A 14,041-nucleotide genomic window follows, 5' to 3' on the forward strand; every position below is an offset into this window, starting at 1 on the left:
CGGGATCTTTGTCATTCTGATTTATTTCTTAACGAGGCGCACTATGGCGACTTATCCTTTACCAGCGTATCATTTCAGTGTCGAGTGGGGCGGAAGTCGAACGGGTTTTTTGGAAGTTAAAGGACTCGACATTCTGATCGATGCCGTCGCGGTCCGCGATGGATCTTCGCCCGAAGACTCGATGAAGAAAATGCCGGGACTCCGGAAGTTCAGCAATGTGATTCTCAAACGCGGCATTATCAAAGGTGATAACGAGTTCTTCCAATGGATCAATACAAAAACGATGGGATCGATCGAGCGTCGCGACGTGGTCATCAAGTTATTGGACGATGAGCATGCTCCGGCGGTAGTATGGACGCTGCACGATGCATTTCCCGTTCGTTACTCGGGTCCATTTCTGTTTTCCTCCGATAGCGAAATTGCGATCGAGGAGCTGGAACTTGTCCATGAAGGAATTTCAGTGGAGTATTCGTAGTCAGGTCACTAAAACGCTATTCTCTACCGGTCCACCTCCCCGAGCACAATATCGATCGACCCCAAAATCACGACAAGATCGGCGACCAAATAGCCCCGTGAGATGATCGGTAAAATGCTCAAATTCGCAAAGGCTGGCGAGCGGACTTTCACGCGCCAGGGCTTCACATCACCTCGCGAAACAATGTAGTATCCCAACTCACCCCGCGGGGTTTCAGTACGCGAGTATATTTCACCGACCGGTGGCTTCAGCCGTCTCGGGATAGCGGACTGAACATCAGTCGCATCGTTCTCGGGATACTGCTCCAAAATCTGCTCGATGATATTCAGCGACTGCTCCCATTCAAGCATTCGCACCCAATGGCGATTGAAGGCATCGCCAAGCGTGGCTAACGTGTCCGAGCCAACGGCAATCTCGAAATCGAATCGATCGTAGATTGAATAGGGGTCGTTCTTTCGGACGTCCCACTTGACACCGGTCGAACGAAGCATCGGCCCCGATGCTCCGGCATTCACGGCAACCTGCGGATCGAGCACGCCGATTCCTGCGGTGCGCTGGACGAAAATATGATTGAACGTCAGCAGTTCATTGATCTCCGTGTGCGTCTTGCGATTTACTTTGACGAACTCGCGGCACATCGGCAACACGTCCTTATGCAGATCTTGTGAGACGCCACCGACCCACATGTAATTATAGAGGAAGCGCGCGCCGCACGTTTTCTCGAACATTTCAAGAATAGTCTCGCGGTCGCGAAAGCAGTAGAGGAAAGGCGTGAAGGCACCGGCATCGAGGCCATACGTACCGATCGCAATCAAGTGCGATGCGATGCGCTGAAGTTCTGCGAAGAGCACGCGGATGTACTCGACTTTCTCCGGCACCTCGATATTCATCATGCGCTCGACCGCAACGACGTAGCCATGCTCGCCCGACATGGCAGCGATGTAGTCCATCCGGTCGACATACGGAATGACCTGCGGATAGGTCATGTGCTCCGCGTGCTTCTCGAAGCAGCGATGCAAATACCCGAGGTGCGGGATTACATCGACGACGACCTCACCATCGAGCACGACTTCCAACCGGAGCACACCGTGTGTCGAAGGATGCTGCGGCCCCATGTTCAGTACCATCTCCTCCGTACGCAGACGATTTGGATCAGCCACGCCCTGCCCCCTCTTTGAAGAGGAGGAAGAAATAAGTGCGCGTCGCTCGAGAAGTTCAGGCATTCACTCTGTACTTGTTACTCGTCACTCAATACGGTACCTTCATACCGTGATAAAAATCCGGCTCTTTGAAATCCTTGCGGAGCGGATGGCCGGGATAATCCTCATCGAGCAGAATGCGGCGATGATCGGGATGTCCCTCGAACCGAATGCCCATCATGTCCCAAGCCTCGCGCTCCTGCCAGTTGGCGTGCGCCCAAACGGAAGTAACAGATGGTACGTGCGCACCTTCCGCGTGCAGAGTAACCTTCAATGCAAGCTGGTGGTGAAGATGTGTTGATTCGATATGATAGACCACAGAAAGAGTCCCATCACCGTTATCGAGCGAGGAAAGCAGCATGAGATTGTTGAAATCGAGCCCCGGCTCATCACGGAGATAGAATGCGAGATCCCGTAGGATTCGCACATCCACGATTTCGAGATATGATCCACTCCGGCGTTGATAGTTACCGCCCTCGGCCATCTCGCGCCAGGCGCCGAGTGTGCCACCGAAGGTAGAGCGAAGGTGTTCGACGATCTCTTGCTGGGTCATTCTCGCGAACGGATTTTTTCTTGCAACCGTAACAACCCCTCCAACAGCGCTTCGGGCCGAGGCGGGCAGCCCGGCACATACACATCGACCGGAATGACTCGATCGACTCCCTTCAGCACGTGATAGCCATATTCCCAATACGGTCCGCCGCAGTTCGAGCAGTTACCCATCGAGATGACGTATTTCGGATCGGCCATTTGCTCGTAGAGCATCTTGATGCGCGAGGCCATTTTGAGCGTCACGGTGCCGCTGATGATAATCAGATCGGATTGCCGCGGACTCGGTCGCGGAATCACGCCGAATCGCATCATGTCGTAATGCGATGCACTGGTCGCCATCATTTCGATGGCGCAGCAGGCAAGCCCAAAGCTCATTTGCCACAAGCTCGAAAGCCGCGCCCAACTGAACAACGTCGCGCTGTTCGTAACGAGCACGCTACTGGCACCGTCTCGCTCGCCCGCGTCAGCGGGAAGGATGTCGAATAGCTCCTTCATTCGTAATTCGTAATTGATACAACATCCTTCAACCGGGCCACAAATGGTTTCGGTCGCGCCCATTCAAGATCGCCCATTGCCCATACATAGATGTAACCGACCAGCAAGATCCCCAGGAATGTGAACATTTCGCTGAGCGCGAGCCAGCCCATTGGCTTGAGCACCAGCGCCCACGGAAAAAGGAACACAATTTCAACATCGAATAAAATGAAAATGAGTGCAATGACGTAATAGCGGATGTTGAACTTGATCCAGGGACCCTCGATCGGGTCCTCGCCACACTCGTATGAGGAGAGCTTAAACGTGTTGGGGTTCCGTGGTCTCAGCAATTTGCTCGTGACGAGCCCTCCGGCGACGAATAAGATCGCCAGAATGAGAAATGCAAACACATGGCTAAACTCTGTGAGCATAAAAAAGGCCGTCGGCGAAAATGCAACTGCTAAAGTGCTAAAACGCTTTGTAGCGTTCCACAGACTCACACGATAGCGATTGTTTACCAACGTGGAGTGATGCGCGATGAGGGCGCACCACGGTGTATGAAAATAAGTTTTGTATCTTTGCTCCCAGGATGTGGTGCGGTCATGCCTGAAAATGGTGGGCGCCGCCAATCCATTCGGTATTATAACAACATGCGAACGCAGTGAACAAACGTCCACCTCCCAGTTCGGGCAGCACATTCATTGGAATAGAAGCCGGCGGCTCGCGCACGAGAATGCTGGTTCAGCAGGGCGATGAATCACCGCAATACTACGAACGACCGGTCTCGATCAAAGTCCGGGATGGCAATGCTGCAGCTTCCGCCAGTAATCTCCAAAAGATTCTGAGTGAACTTCCAGGTCTGGATGGCTCTGCAACGCGGCTGACTGTTGCGATAGGACTCTCAGGCATGAGCCGGACCGAAGACCAGGCATCGCTGAAAGCGGCTCTAGTGGCTCTTCCATTCTTCCATCATGCGAAGCTGCACCTCGAAGGGGACGCGACGCTAACCCTGAAGGCCGCCATCCCGGAGGAAGAAGAGGGCATTCTGCTAATTATCGGGACCGGTTCGGTTATCTACTATCGCACCGACGATGGTCAGGTGCGGCGCATCGGAGGCTGGGGGCCGCTGCTTTCGGATGATGGAAGTGGATACCGAATTGGACTTCGTGCGCTCAGAAGATACATCGGAGTCTTAGATGGAATCTACCCGCGAGCGGCGCTATCAAATGCAATCGCTATGCGTCTTGGGCCTGAGGAGCGGGATGACCGCACAGCCATCACCAGACGCGCGGCGAGCGATCCGGAATTTGTTGCATCGATCGCCAGTGATGCGTTTCAGACCGCAGCAACGCTTGAGGGGGTCCGGGACTTCATCTATGAGGAATTAGTCGATCTGTTTACCATGCTCTCTTCGATCGTGTTTTCGAACGTATTGAGAGGACCAAAGCCATATACACTGTATCTCTCCGGTTCAATAGCGAAGCATCCAATCACGCAGGATGCCATTCGTATGTCGTTCGAAGAGACCGACCTTTCGCTCGTTCTCGTCGATGATCTTGCCCCCTGTGCCAAAGCACTGGAAATCGCAAGATCCCTGACTCTGGAATCGGCGCCATTTCGGCCAGCGGAAGGTGGAACGGGCATTCATTCATCCTCGTTTACGCGCCACCGTGGATGATTCGGCATGCGTGCGGGTTCGCCTGTATGCATTGTGAGCCAGAATCATCCCTTAACAATTCCTCCACTCCTGTTCTTATAGAACTTCCAATTAGACACGCGAGATGGCCGAACTACTCACTCCAAAGTCAAAGATTTCTGTGGCTCCGAACGGATTAGGCAAAAACGGCGACAGTCAGGTTGTTGCGGCCATTACGACGCCCGGTACGGTCTCGTATGAGCGATCGGATGAATTCAAAGGGCTGTTCGATTTGCTGGGCAAGCGCGATCATGAGCAGGTCGTTTTCTGCCACGACCAGCGTTCGGGGCTGAAAGCTATTATCGGCATCCACAATACCACGCTTGGTCCGGCCCTTGGCGGGACCCGCATGTGGACCTATGCCAGCGATTTCGATGCACTCCGCGATGTGCTCCGCCTCTCGCGCGGGATGACCTATAAAGCGGCGGTTGCCGGACTTAATCTTGGTGGCGGCAAGGCTGTCATCATTGGCGATCCGCGCAAGGATAAGACCGAGCAGATGTTCCGTGCTTTCGGACGCTACGTCGAAGGGCTCGGCGGACGGTACATCACTGCCGAAGATGTTGGCACCTCGCTCACCGAAATGGTCTGGATTCGCTCGGAGACGAAATATGTGACTGGCATTCCGGTCGAGCTTGGCGGCTCCGGAGATCCCTCACCTGTCACCGCGCGCGGCACTTACGTCGGAATCAAGGCGTGTGCGTCCGTAAAATTTGGCAATGATTCACTCGCCGGAAAGCACATCGTTATTCAGGGTGCGGGACACGTTGCGCAGTACCTGGCCAAATACTGTGTCGATGAAGGCGCGAAGGTTTCCATCACCGATATTTACGCCGACAAGGCAAATGCGGTAGCTAAAGAAACGGGCGCGACCGTCGTCAGTCCCGAGTCGATCTACGATATTCCGTGCGACATCTTCGCACCGGCGGCACTCGGCGCGATCCTGAACGATGATACGATTCCGAAACTCAAGTGCGCGATCGTTGCCGGACCGGCGAACAATCAGCTTGCACATGAAGAAGAACACGCGCAGGCTCTGAAAGACCGCGGCATTCTCTTCGCACCGGACTATGTCATCAATGCCGGCGGCCTCATCAACGTTGCCAACGAGCTTGAGGGCTATTCGCAGCCGCGCGCGCTGAAGCAAGCCGAAGGGATTTACGATGTCCTGAAGCGCGTGCTCATTCTGGCGCGAGATAAAGACATCACGACCATGGAAGCCTCCAATCAGGTTGCCGAGGACCGGCTCCGCGCAATCGGCGGAACGAAGCGCATTTACGCTTCGAAGTCCGAGTTCAGCGGACGTTTCGGAGAGTCCTGGCAGCGATAACCAAACGTTAACTTGCATATGCAAAAAGAGCGGGCCTAAGCCCGCTCTTTTTGTTTACGTTCGATCCACACGTCTTACTTCTTCTCTTCGCCCCGCTTCTCGTGCTTGGCTCTGAACTCATCCCATTTGGCTTGCTGCTCCGGCGTTAGGATTGGCCGGACTTCCGCCATGACTTGCTCGCGATCGGCACGCATCTTTTGGAATGCGGCCTTCTTGGCGTCCGATTTATCGGCAGCGGCTTTCATGGCCTCACGATCGGCTTTGAATGTTGCTTCTTTCTTTGCGTAGATCGCCTTGATCTGCGAGACCTGCCCGTCGCTCAGGCCAAGTTTCGCTTTCATGTGATCGATCATCTTGTCTGGCGAACCGTGATGCCACGCGCCGAACGCTGCATAGGCGCCGATCGCAAGCGACCCGGCGGCCAAGAATACCATCAGTGTGCGTTTGATTGTTTTCATCGTGTTTCTTTCTTGAGAATTCTTTATCGTGACGAGATCCGAGCGCTCCATGGACCGAATAATTTCGTCATGAGCTGTTTCGTTGTATAGCGATACAGGTGGAACGTGAACTTTGTTACCAAAGGAGTGATTTATCTTTCTTCATGCCGGAACACCGCTATCGGCAATACTTGAGTGGCCTTCGCTAGTTGGCGGTTTCTTTACACTGTTCTGTCTTTACTGATTTGAGATGCTCCACAACATTAACTTCATAGCCGTCGCAATTGCGGCGATGACGACGTTCGTCATCGGAGGGATCTGGTACTCGCAGTCTGTCTTTGGCGGGATCTGGGGTCGGGAGTCGGGTTTGATTTCCCGGCTCGACAAGAAGAATCGCAACCCTGCTTTCACATTCGGTCTTTCGTATGCACTCGCCTTCATTGCCGCGACTGTTGTTGCGCGACTCGTCGGACCAAATCCCGGCGTCGAACATGCCATCCGCAGGGCGGCCGCCCTTGGTTTTGGCGTCGCGGCGACGAGCTTCGGGATCAATTACATCTTTGGCAACCGAAGCTTTAAGCTTTGGCTCGTCGATGCCGGCTATCACATTGTGCAATTTGCGATGATCGGCGCCGTGCTAGGACTGATGCTCTGACGACTACTTCTGCTCCGCGGCCTTACCTTTGGCGAGCTTTCGGAGTAAGCGATTGCGAACACGTTCCTGGCGTAATTGCTGTCGCAACGCGCGAGCCGTGCCGCCGCGCGCTACCTGGTGTTGTGCAACTTCCTGGCGAATTCGTTGATTGAATTCATGCTCGAAGACAAGCAGCCGTGCCCGCTGACGTGATGAAAGGACGCCCTTGAGATCGGCATCGAGCTGCTGGGCCCGCGATTCGATTTGCTGATTGAGATCGCGGAGTTTCGCAATCTCCGGATCGACGTCGGCGTCGCTCTTCGCACCGTTCGTAAGCTGACCGAGCTTTTTCATTTCCGCATTGCGCTGCTGTGCAAGCGACTGAATATCTCTTTCGGCCGGTCCATAGATGGCAAAAAACTTTGGCGCGGTTTCAGCATCGAGTCCCAATGCATTTGTCAATTTCGCGTGCTTCAGATCTTCGATCTTTCGCACGAGCTCCTCGCGTCGTGCCTGTTGCCCGGCCTTCTGTTCTGCCGGAGATTGTGCATCTGCGGCTTGCGCGAACGTGCTGCTTTGCGGGATGAACCCGCAAGCAAGGATGATCGTGAGTAATAGAATGCGTTTCATAATCTAACCTATCGATAGATGCGATCGCGACAAAATTTATTTCTCCGACTGGAGACTCTGTAAGACCGATTCAAGTTCCGGGTCTGACAACTCCTCCAAACTGACGGGTGCAATGGCATCGGCCGCATCGATTTGATTCTCCGCGGTAACATCCAGTGAAGCCATCTCCTGCGGTTGCTTCCTCGTCATCCTCGGATGATGAGGCGCGTGCGCTTCTTGTGACTCATTTGTAATCACATCAGGCGCGGCTTCTGCCGGTGGCGGAATGGCTGGTGACTGGACTGCCAACTCCGGGCTGACGATTTTTGGCCGGCTTGACTCACTCGTCCCGAAAGGTTGGAGCATGAGCACCAGCGAGATTGTAAAGAGTACCGCCGCCGTGCTAAGACTTGCCGTTAAAATGTGGTCCTGAATCCAATCCAATGCGATGGTTGTCCACCGAGCGGCCTTTCGCTCTTCGTTCTCGGTGATGCGCTGCATGACTCGTACACGAAAGTTCGCCCAGTACCGTTCATCCGGCTGGGAATGCTCGTATGGCATGCCCTGGCTTCGGATTTCCTCCGCCAATCGCTCCATCTCCGATTCGTTATTATTGAGCCTTCGCATGTTCATCTTGTTTGACGCCTAAATACAGGGTAAGTTTAATTGTTAGAATAGCTTAATCCGATGGAGCTTCCGCAAGAAATTCCGGACGAATTTGGCCTGATGCCTTCAGATGTTCGCCGATCTTTCGAACCGCATGGAAATAATTCGCCTTGAGGCCACCCACCGATGTACCGACGATCTTTGCGATCTCTTCGTATGGGAGTTCATCGTAGAACCGCATGAGAAAGACTCTTCGTTGCTTTGGCGGCAGCAATTCGATGGCCTCTTCGAGAAGACGTGTTGTCTCCGAGCCGATAAGTCCCTGGTCGGGCGCGATGTCTTCTGATGGAGGAGCCGAATCCATGTCATCAATCCGAACGAACTCCCGAATGCTCTTGCGGCGGGAGCGCTGGATTACCCCGTTCATCATGATCCGGTAGAGCCACGTGTAGAATTGGGAATCACCCCGAAACGAGGCCAGCGCCTGATATGCCTTTACAAATGTTTCTTGCGCAATCTCATCAGCCTCATCGTGATCGCCGCGTACCATCTTTCGAGCGGCGAGATAGATGCGTTTCTGATACCGGACGACGAGTGCCGTAAACGCGCTGTCCCGTTCGGCCACACTCCGTTGGCAAAGCCGGACCAGCTCCTCGTCCGTCATGCTTGTGTGTTCGGGCCAGTAGGGCATCGTGTCTTGGGGTCGATATAATGAACATTGGAGCAAAGCCTCGTGGGCCCGGTTTAATGCGTGTAAAAATACTCATTTCGAATCATTATTGAGAACCTTTTCCCACTCTCTCCCCTTTAAACCCACTACGCCACGTCGCCCATTTTGCCCCAATGGTCCCGTGCCATAGCGTATGCACCCCAATGTGGGCGCGAAAGCATGCTCGATATCATCGTGAACGCCCATGGCCGACGAATTCACTGCCACCGATAGTCCGTACATTCGAATTTCTCGCAGCGGCTCGATCACGCAGGTCGCGTCCGCCGAACGGCAAGCAGCCGAGCGGCAGACCCCCGTGCGGCCTGGCGCGACAACCGATCGCGGCTTCCCGCCGGATGATCGAACGCCAACGGATGATGGCGATCTTGTGACACTTCGGGGTGTCCGGCCTATGCCAAAGCGGCTCTCCGAAGAAGTCCGTGAGATGGAAGAGGCGCGCAGACAGCAGGACGTCGAACCAGACGAGCCAGCACCCAAGACACGTGCAAAGTCTTCCAAGCCGCGGAGGAAGAAGTCCGATGCAGCCAGCGATCGATCGGGAGCCGACCAACTTCCGTTGCCCTTGAAAACGCCACGCGAGAAGACCGATTCCATGGTCAAGCAGCGGCAGGTTCTCGGACTGGCCTGTATTGTGGCTGCCGTGCTGGTGCTGATCGCGATCGTAAGTTATTCCAGCAACGACGCGGCCATATCCGAAACGAAGATCAGTGACTTACCGGCGTTGTTTGTACCGGCCGCAAGCGATGCGCCCGATCCGGTACGCGATCAGATCCGTGCGAATGCCGATCTCGTCCATAATAAGCTTGGACTCGTCGGCGCGATGCTCGCAAACTTCCTGATCAACAAGACGATCGGATTTGCCGCAATCCTCTATCCTATCTTTTTCGGCGCGTGGTCGCTCGCGTTTTTTCGGTTCACGTACCGGCAGCGGCGGCGGCTGACACTTGCAACCACCTTCTTTCTCATTAGCGGCGTGCTCTTCAGCGCGACGATGGGCACGGCCGCGAACTTTGCCAATATTCCTCGTGAGTGGTTTGGCTCGGTCGGCCAATTTTTAGGACTTGCGTTCACGCGTACCATCGGGGGCACGGGCGCATTTATTATTTATGCGACCGCATTCACGGTGATGCTCATTTTTTCGATTGATCTCGACATCGAAAAGACGGCCCGGCGCCTGCATGGATGGTGGACGGCAATCGTGATGTTCACGCGTCGCAAGCTGATCGAGTTTTGGGACAAACGCGAAGCACGGCAACTGGAGCGTTCCGAACGTCGGGCGGAAGAAGAAGCGGCTGAGGCTGAGTTGGAATCTGATGCGCCGGACGAAAGCGCGCCATTGCCAGTCGCACCCACGATTGCTGCATCACTTGTTGCAGAACCAACCCCGGTTGCCGCGCGGGGGAAGCTACCCGATAGCCCGGTCGTGATTCCGGAAGCATCGGCTCGATCACAGAGCGCTACTGAGGATTCTGCGACTCCGGTTAGTTCTGAATCTCAGGTTAGTCAGAGCTTCAGCACGCCAACTGTGGCGATGCCTGTCACAGCGGCGCCGGTTGCTGCGATGCCCGTTCCCCCGATTCCTCCACGCCCTCAGTTTACGCCTGGCCAGCCGTTGCTGAAGGTCCGGCCCGCGCCAAAGCCGGTTGAGAACGGCGCGCCCATTCCACGACTCACCCGCAACGGTCAGGACAAACTTGGTGTCAAGTCAGTGCATTTCAGCCGCCTGACAAATGGTGCTGTACCAGTCGAGGAAGAACTTCCTCAGCCACCGGAATCAAGTCCTGCGATTGTACCAACACCAACACCACTACCAGCAACACAAGGGCCTGTGCTTTCGGCCGCGCAAGCAGCGGCAGTCGAGGAGTCAAGCAATGTCGATTCTTCGGAGCAAGTTATTTCACCATTCACAGCACCACCAAAGCAGAAGGGATTGAAGTCGGAAGCGGCGGTCTTGCTCGGTGATGAGAAGACACTTTCCAATGAGTCGTTGCCACACTCGGTGATCGATGATAAGGGATTGCCGGTACTTCCACTCGATACGGCGCCAGCAATTGTGGCTGGGGCAATCGTGCCTGGCAAATCGGAAGATCTTTTCTTCGAAGAAGGGAAGAAGCCCGTCGTGCCAGAAAATCCATATCTGGAGTTGCTCACAAAATTCCGGAATCCGCCGATCGATATTCTTACGCCGGCAGATCCGCGAGATATTTTGGATGCACACGATGAAGAGCTGGCGAAGAAGGGACTTCTTCTGCGCGATAAGCTCGCGACCTTTGGCGTCGAGATTGAGAATATCACGGTCACGCCGGGTCCTGTGGTTACGCTGTACGAATTTACTCCGGCCGAAGGCGTAAAGGTTTCGCGCGTTGAGAATTTGACGGATGATATCGCGCTTGCAATGAAGGCGCGCGGCATTCGTATCATCGCGCCGATTCCGGGCAAGGGCACCATCGGTGTTGAGATTCCGAACGATGTCGCGAAGATCGTCCGCATTCGCGAGATGTTCGAGAGCGAGAGCTTCAAGAAGACGAAGATGAACCTGCCGGTCGCCTTGGGCAAGACGATCTCAGGTGATGTCTATGTCGATGATCTAAACCGGATGCCGCATTTGCTTATTGCCGGTGCGACGGGTTCAGGAAAATCCGTCGGAGTCAACGGCATCATCGCGAGTCTGCTCTATGCGAAAGCTCCGCGCGATGTGAAGTTCGTTATTATCGATCCGAAGAAGATCGAACTGTCACTCTATAAGAAGCTTCGCAAACACTATCTGATCGTTTCGCCGGAAGCGGGCGAAGATATTGTGACGACTCCGGCGTATGCAGTGCTCGCACTCAAAGCGGTCGAGATTGAAATGGAACGGCGCTACGACAAGCTTGCCAAGGCCGCCGTCCGCTCACTGGCCGATTACAACATTAAGGTCGCGCAAGGCCGATTGCGCTCCACACAGGAAGAGCAACACTATCACTTGCCATATATCGTCGTTGTCATCGACGAGTTAGCCGATCTTATGATTACCGCCGCGCGCGAGATCGAAGAGCCGATTTGTCGTATTGCACAAATGGCGCGCGCCGTTGGCATTCATCTGATTCTCGCGACGCAACGGCCATCGGTGGATGTCATCACTGGAGTTATCAAGGCAAATTTCCCAGCGCGTATGGCCTTCCAGGTCGCGACGCGCGTCGATTCGCGCACCATTCTCGATGGCATGGGCGCCGAGCAATTGCTCGGCAATGGTGACATGCTCTATCAGCCCAGTGGCACACCGAAGCCGATCCGGTTGCAGTCACCGTTTATCTCGACAGAAGAAGTCGAGGCGATCATCGACGCTATTGCGGTGCAGGAGGGCGACAAACTCAGTTACTCACGTCCGTGGACACTCCCATCTCTTCGCACGAAGGAAGATGGTAGCAGCCGTTACGATGATGAAGAGGACTCGCGCGACGAACTGTTTGAAGAGGCTGCGAAGACGATCGTTCGGCACCAGCAGGGAAGCGTATCGCTCCTTCAGAGGCGACTCAAGGTAGGTTACTCCCGCGCTGCGCGCATCGTCGATGAACTTGAGCAAGCTGGCATCGTCGGACCATTCGATGGTTCAAAAGCACGGGAAGTGCTATGCGAATCAGAAGCAGAACTCGAGGTCGTCTTAGACGGATTGCGATAATTCGAGCTGCGCGGGAAGAATCATCTCATCTATTCCGTGAGATAGCTCCATTCATTATGTCGCGCTCGTATTCATGGATGCCACCGGCATCAACTGTATAACCATGAAGGTCATATTGATGAAGATTGATCTCTACTGGTCCGATCCCTTTTGCGAAGTAGAATGTGGCTCCCACATTCACCACGTTGATATGTGCACTTGAGCCTTGGAGGCTGTAGGTCGAATCCGTGTAGGTGCCTTCAACCTGGATGACACTCTGATACGTATTACCGTTGTGATTCGTAAAGCTCGTCAGATAATGTGCCAGTGATGCTTTGTACCGTGGATCGCCGTTTGGATCGGGATTCCAGGAAAATCCAAGGCTAAGAGCATTTGGCAATGCGAGAGCTTTAGTGGAAGCATCTTTGTCGCTGCCATAGACGTTGCCGTTTGCCAGAGCAACATACGCCGAAGGCCGGCCGCTGTTCGTGGTGTTGCCGCGATCGTTGTAGGCACCGATGGAAAATCCGGGAAGACCAAGCAACTGCGCCGATCCCATCACGAATGCTGTTCGGTCCTGATCGATGCTATCGAGTTCGATGAGGCTCCCATTCAGGTCGAATCGACTTTCGGCCCCGCGAAAGTGGGCGGACACGATGTCCGTTGCGCTCACGGGAAAATAATCGCTTCCGCGCGCGTCAAAGCCCGTGGTATCAACGTTCACAGCTGGCGACGTAGAACTTGTTTTGCAGCTCGAAAAGAGTGACACCGCAATGCCAATCGTGAGGGCAAGTGCGGGAAGGCGGTATTTCATGATCTATTCCTTTGCGGCTAAAGTGCAGAGCCACTTTCGATGCTCCCGGTCGGTGTAGCGAAGATGAAGCTCCGAGTGGACTGAGTCCTGACTCACAAAGATAACACCTTCGGGCGAGGATAGTATTAAGCTTGAATCTTGAAGCCGTAGCTTTCCGAAACGCTCCGATTTGTAAACGGCCTTCAATAACACGACATTGCCTTCGACGCCAAATACATTTCGTGCAAGGACCACATCCTTCAAAACGCCGAGACTGAACTCGAAGGTACTATCCCTGCTGAGTGTCAGGTTCAAGTAACCGAATTTTTCAATCGGCTCGGTGATGGACTCATTGAGATGCGGATCGCTAAGCGTCACCATTGCGCCGTGCCACGCTCTGAAGATTGTCCAAGGCTTATGAGTCGCAGAGCAACCGGCCAGCGAAATGATGAGAATCAGCAGGGACGCACGAACCTTCATTCCCGTGCTCAATCATGAATCGGACTTGGAACCCACGAACCTCTCTGCTTGATCTTGAAATAGCACGTTGAACGTCGTCAGGCTCCCATAACAGCGTGTGACATAGCCCTCCAGTTCGACCTTCTCGCCTTCTTCGAGCTTGCTGCTATTGATCTTCTGTTCGAGCACGCGAAGGTTGTTGCGGAGCGAGACGATCTTCTTGAAGAAGACTTCGAGATCGACTTCTTTGGCTTGCAGTGAAGTGTCTTTAGGTTGTAACACCAACGTCCCGTGGTAAAACTTTGGCGCGATTGCAACGTCGGTATCCGGCGTCGTCAGTTTTTGGTCGAGCGCATTCGTGAACGCTTCAAATGCAATCCGGTAAACCTGATCGATATCCATAGAGCGAA

Annotated in this window: 16 protein-coding genes; 5 read left to right on the plus strand and 11 right to left on the minus strand. The window is 54.3% G+C overall.

Annotated elements, in window-relative coordinates; translation table 11 throughout:
- Window positions 1-43: 43 nt before the first annotated feature.
- Window positions 44-475: a phage tail protein gene (locus tag Q8902_08110; protein MDP4199519.1), complete on the plus strand. Its 432-nt coding sequence runs from the start codon at window positions 44-46 to the stop codon at window positions 473-475.
- A gap of 23 nt (window positions 476-498) precedes the next feature.
- Here the strand turns inward: Q8902_08110 and Q8902_08115 are convergent, their stop codons facing one another.
- Genes Q8902_08115 through Q8902_08130 form a run of 4 tightly spaced genes read right to left on the minus strand, consistent with a single transcriptional unit; the run spans window position 499 to window position 3,131 of the window.
- Window positions 499-1,698, minus strand: a complete 1,200-nt coding sequence (locus Q8902_08115; protein MDP4199520.1) for an NADH-quinone oxidoreductase subunit D — start codon at window positions 1,696-1,698, stop codon at window positions 499-501.
- A 25-nt stretch (window positions 1,699-1,723) separates the two neighbouring features.
- Window positions 1,724-2,227 carry an NADH-quinone oxidoreductase subunit C gene (locus Q8902_08120; protein ID MDP4199521.1) on the minus strand — a complete coding sequence of 168 codons (504 nt, stop codon included), beginning with the start codon at window positions 2,225-2,227 and terminating at the stop codon, window positions 1,724-1,726.
- Window positions 2,224-2,721 (minus strand): NADH-quinone oxidoreductase subunit B family protein, encoded by a 498-nt coding sequence (locus Q8902_08125; GenBank protein MDP4199522.1) that lies wholly within the window; start codon window positions 2,719-2,721, stop codon window positions 2,224-2,226. Before Q8902_08125 ends, Q8902_08120 begins: the two co-directional genes overlap by 4 nt.
- Window positions 2,718-3,131: an NADH-quinone oxidoreductase subunit A gene (locus Q8902_08130; protein MDP4199523.1), complete on the minus strand. Its 414-nt coding sequence runs from the start codon at window positions 3,129-3,131 to the stop codon at window positions 2,718-2,720. Before Q8902_08130 ends, Q8902_08125 begins: the two co-directional genes overlap by 4 nt.
- A 230-nt stretch (window positions 3,132-3,361) precedes the next feature.
- Here Q8902_08130 and Q8902_08135 point away from each other — a divergent pair, with 230 nt between their 5' ends.
- Window positions 3,362-4,378 (plus strand): BadF/BadG/BcrA/BcrD ATPase family protein, encoded by a 1,017-nt coding sequence (locus tag Q8902_08135; protein MDP4199524.1) that lies wholly within the window; start codon window positions 3,362-3,364, stop codon window positions 4,376-4,378.
- Between the two features lie 103 nt (window positions 4,379-4,481).
- Entirely contained in the window at window positions 4,482-5,726 is a 1,245-nt protein-coding gene (locus tag Q8902_08140) for a Glu/Leu/Phe/Val dehydrogenase dimerization domain-containing protein (GenBank protein MDP4199525.1), read from the plus strand.
- A gap of 74 nt (window positions 5,727-5,800) precedes the next feature.
- On the opposite strand, the gene Q8902_08145 is transcribed toward Q8902_08140, so the two are convergent.
- Window positions 5,801-6,184, minus strand: a complete 384-nt coding sequence (locus tag Q8902_08145; protein MDP4199526.1) for a Spy/CpxP family protein refolding chaperone — start codon at window positions 6,182-6,184, stop codon at window positions 5,801-5,803.
- Between the two features lie 229 nt (window positions 6,185-6,413).
- Between Q8902_08145 and Q8902_08150 the strand changes: the two genes are divergently transcribed.
- Window positions 6,414-6,818 carry a DUF1761 domain-containing protein gene (locus tag Q8902_08150; GenBank protein ID MDP4199527.1) on the plus strand — a complete coding sequence of 135 codons (405 nt, stop codon included), beginning with the start codon at window positions 6,414-6,416 and terminating at the stop codon, window positions 6,816-6,818.
- A gap of 3 nt (window positions 6,819-6,821) precedes the next feature.
- Here Q8902_08150 and Q8902_08155 read toward each other — a convergent pair whose 3' ends face one another.
- The 3 genes from Q8902_08155 to Q8902_08165 are packed head-to-tail and all read right to left on the minus strand — an operon-like array spanning window position 6,822 to window position 8,703.
- Entirely contained in the window at window positions 6,822-7,427 is a 606-nt protein-coding gene (locus tag Q8902_08155) for a hypothetical protein (protein MDP4199528.1), read from the minus strand.
- A 36-nt stretch (window positions 7,428-7,463) separates the two neighbouring features.
- A complete protein-coding gene (locus Q8902_08160) occupies window positions 7,464-8,033 on the minus strand; it encodes a hypothetical protein (protein ID MDP4199529.1) in 570 nt (189 codons plus the stop codon).
- Window positions 8,034-8,085: 52 nt separating this feature from the next.
- Window positions 8,086-8,703 (minus strand): sigma-70 family RNA polymerase sigma factor, encoded by a 618-nt coding sequence (locus Q8902_08165; GenBank protein MDP4199530.1) that lies wholly within the window; start codon window positions 8,701-8,703, stop codon window positions 8,086-8,088.
- Window positions 8,704-8,926: 223 nt separating this feature from the next.
- Here Q8902_08165 and Q8902_08170 point away from each other — a divergent pair, with 223 nt between their 5' ends.
- A complete protein-coding gene (locus Q8902_08170; GenBank protein ID MDP4199531.1) occupies window positions 8,927-12,400 on the plus strand; it encodes a DNA translocase FtsK 4TM domain-containing protein in 3,474 nt (1,157 codons plus the stop codon).
- Window positions 12,401-12,425: 25 nt separating this feature from the next.
- On the opposite strand, the gene Q8902_08175 is transcribed toward Q8902_08170, so the two are convergent.
- Genes Q8902_08175 through Q8902_08185 form a run of 3 tightly spaced genes read right to left on the minus strand, consistent with a single transcriptional unit; the run spans window position 12,426 to window position 14,033 of the window.
- The gene (locus Q8902_08175; protein ID MDP4199532.1) at window positions 12,426-13,193 is read right to left on the minus strand and encodes a hypothetical protein; all 768 of its coding nucleotides are present in this window, start codon (window positions 13,191-13,193) and stop codon (window positions 12,426-12,428) included.
- Window positions 13,194-13,196: 3 nt separating this feature from the next.
- On the minus strand, window positions 13,197-13,652 hold the full coding sequence (locus Q8902_08180; GenBank protein MDP4199533.1) for a hypothetical protein: 456 nt from the start codon (window positions 13,650-13,652) through the stop codon (window positions 13,197-13,199).
- Window positions 13,653-13,664: 12 nt separating this feature from the next.
- Window positions 13,665-14,033, minus strand: coding sequence for a hypothetical protein (locus tag Q8902_08185; GenBank protein MDP4199534.1), 369 nt, complete (start codon window positions 14,031-14,033; stop codon window positions 13,665-13,667).
- Between the last annotated feature and the right edge of the window lie 8 nt (window positions 14,034-14,041).

It is taken from the genome of Bacteroidota bacterium (assembly GCA_030706745.1).
In the GTDB taxonomy this organism is placed as follows: Bacteria; Bacteroidota; Ignavibacteria; order Palsa-1295; family Palsa-1295; genus PALSA-1295.

What these genes read in the sequence shown, in the direction of transcription:
- Q8902_08115 (MDP4199520.1), bottom strand. Translation starts at nt 1,698, where the DNA reads ATGCCTGAACTTCTCGAGCGACGCGCACTTATTTCTTCCTCCTCTTCA.
- Q8902_08175 (MDP4199532.1), bottom strand. Translation starts at nt 13,193, where the DNA reads ATGAAATACCGCCTTCCCGCACTTGCCCTCACGATTGGCATTGCGGTG.
- Q8902_08125 (MDP4199522.1), bottom strand. Translation starts at nt 2,721, where the DNA reads ATGAAGGAGCTATTCGACATCCTTCCCGCTGACGCGGGCGAGCGAGAC.
- Q8902_08130 (MDP4199523.1), bottom strand. Translation starts at nt 3,131, where the DNA reads ATGCTCACAGAGTTTAGCCATGTGTTTGCATTTCTCATTCTGGCGATC.
- Q8902_08165 (MDP4199530.1), bottom strand. Translation starts at nt 8,703, where the DNA reads ATGCCCTACTGGCCCGAACACACAAGCATGACGGACGAGGAGCTGGTC.
- Q8902_08185 (MDP4199534.1), bottom strand. Translation starts at nt 14,033, where the DNA reads ATGGATATCGATCAGGTTTACCGGATTGCATTTGAAGCGTTCACGAAT.
- Q8902_08150 (MDP4199527.1), top strand. Translation starts at nt 6,414, where the DNA reads ATGCTCCACAACATTAACTTCATAGCCGTCGCAATTGCGGCGATGACG.
- Q8902_08145 (MDP4199526.1), bottom strand. Translation starts at nt 6,184, where the DNA reads ATGAAAACAATCAAACGCACACTGATGGTATTCTTGGCCGCCGGGTCG.
- Q8902_08160 (MDP4199529.1), bottom strand. Translation starts at nt 8,033, where the DNA reads ATGCGAAGGCTCAATAATAACGAATCGGAGATGGAGCGATTGGCGGAG.
- Q8902_08120 (MDP4199521.1), bottom strand. Translation starts at nt 2,227, where the DNA reads ATGACCCAGCAAGAGATCGTCGAACACCTTCGCTCTACCTTCGGTGGC.
- Q8902_08140 (MDP4199525.1), top strand. Translation starts at nt 4,482, where the DNA reads ATGGCCGAACTACTCACTCCAAAGTCAAAGATTTCTGTGGCTCCGAAC.
- Q8902_08110 (MDP4199519.1), top strand. Translation starts at nt 44, where the DNA reads ATGGCGACTTATCCTTTACCAGCGTATCATTTCAGTGTCGAGTGGGGC.
- Q8902_08180 (MDP4199533.1), bottom strand. Translation starts at nt 13,652, where the DNA reads ATGAAGGTTCGTGCGTCCCTGCTGATTCTCATCATTTCGCTGGCCGGT.
- Q8902_08170 (MDP4199531.1), top strand. Translation starts at nt 8,927, where the DNA reads ATGGCCGACGAATTCACTGCCACCGATAGTCCGTACATTCGAATTTCT.
- Q8902_08155 (MDP4199528.1), bottom strand. Translation starts at nt 7,427, where the DNA reads ATGAAACGCATTCTATTACTCACGATCATCCTTGCTTGCGGGTTCATC.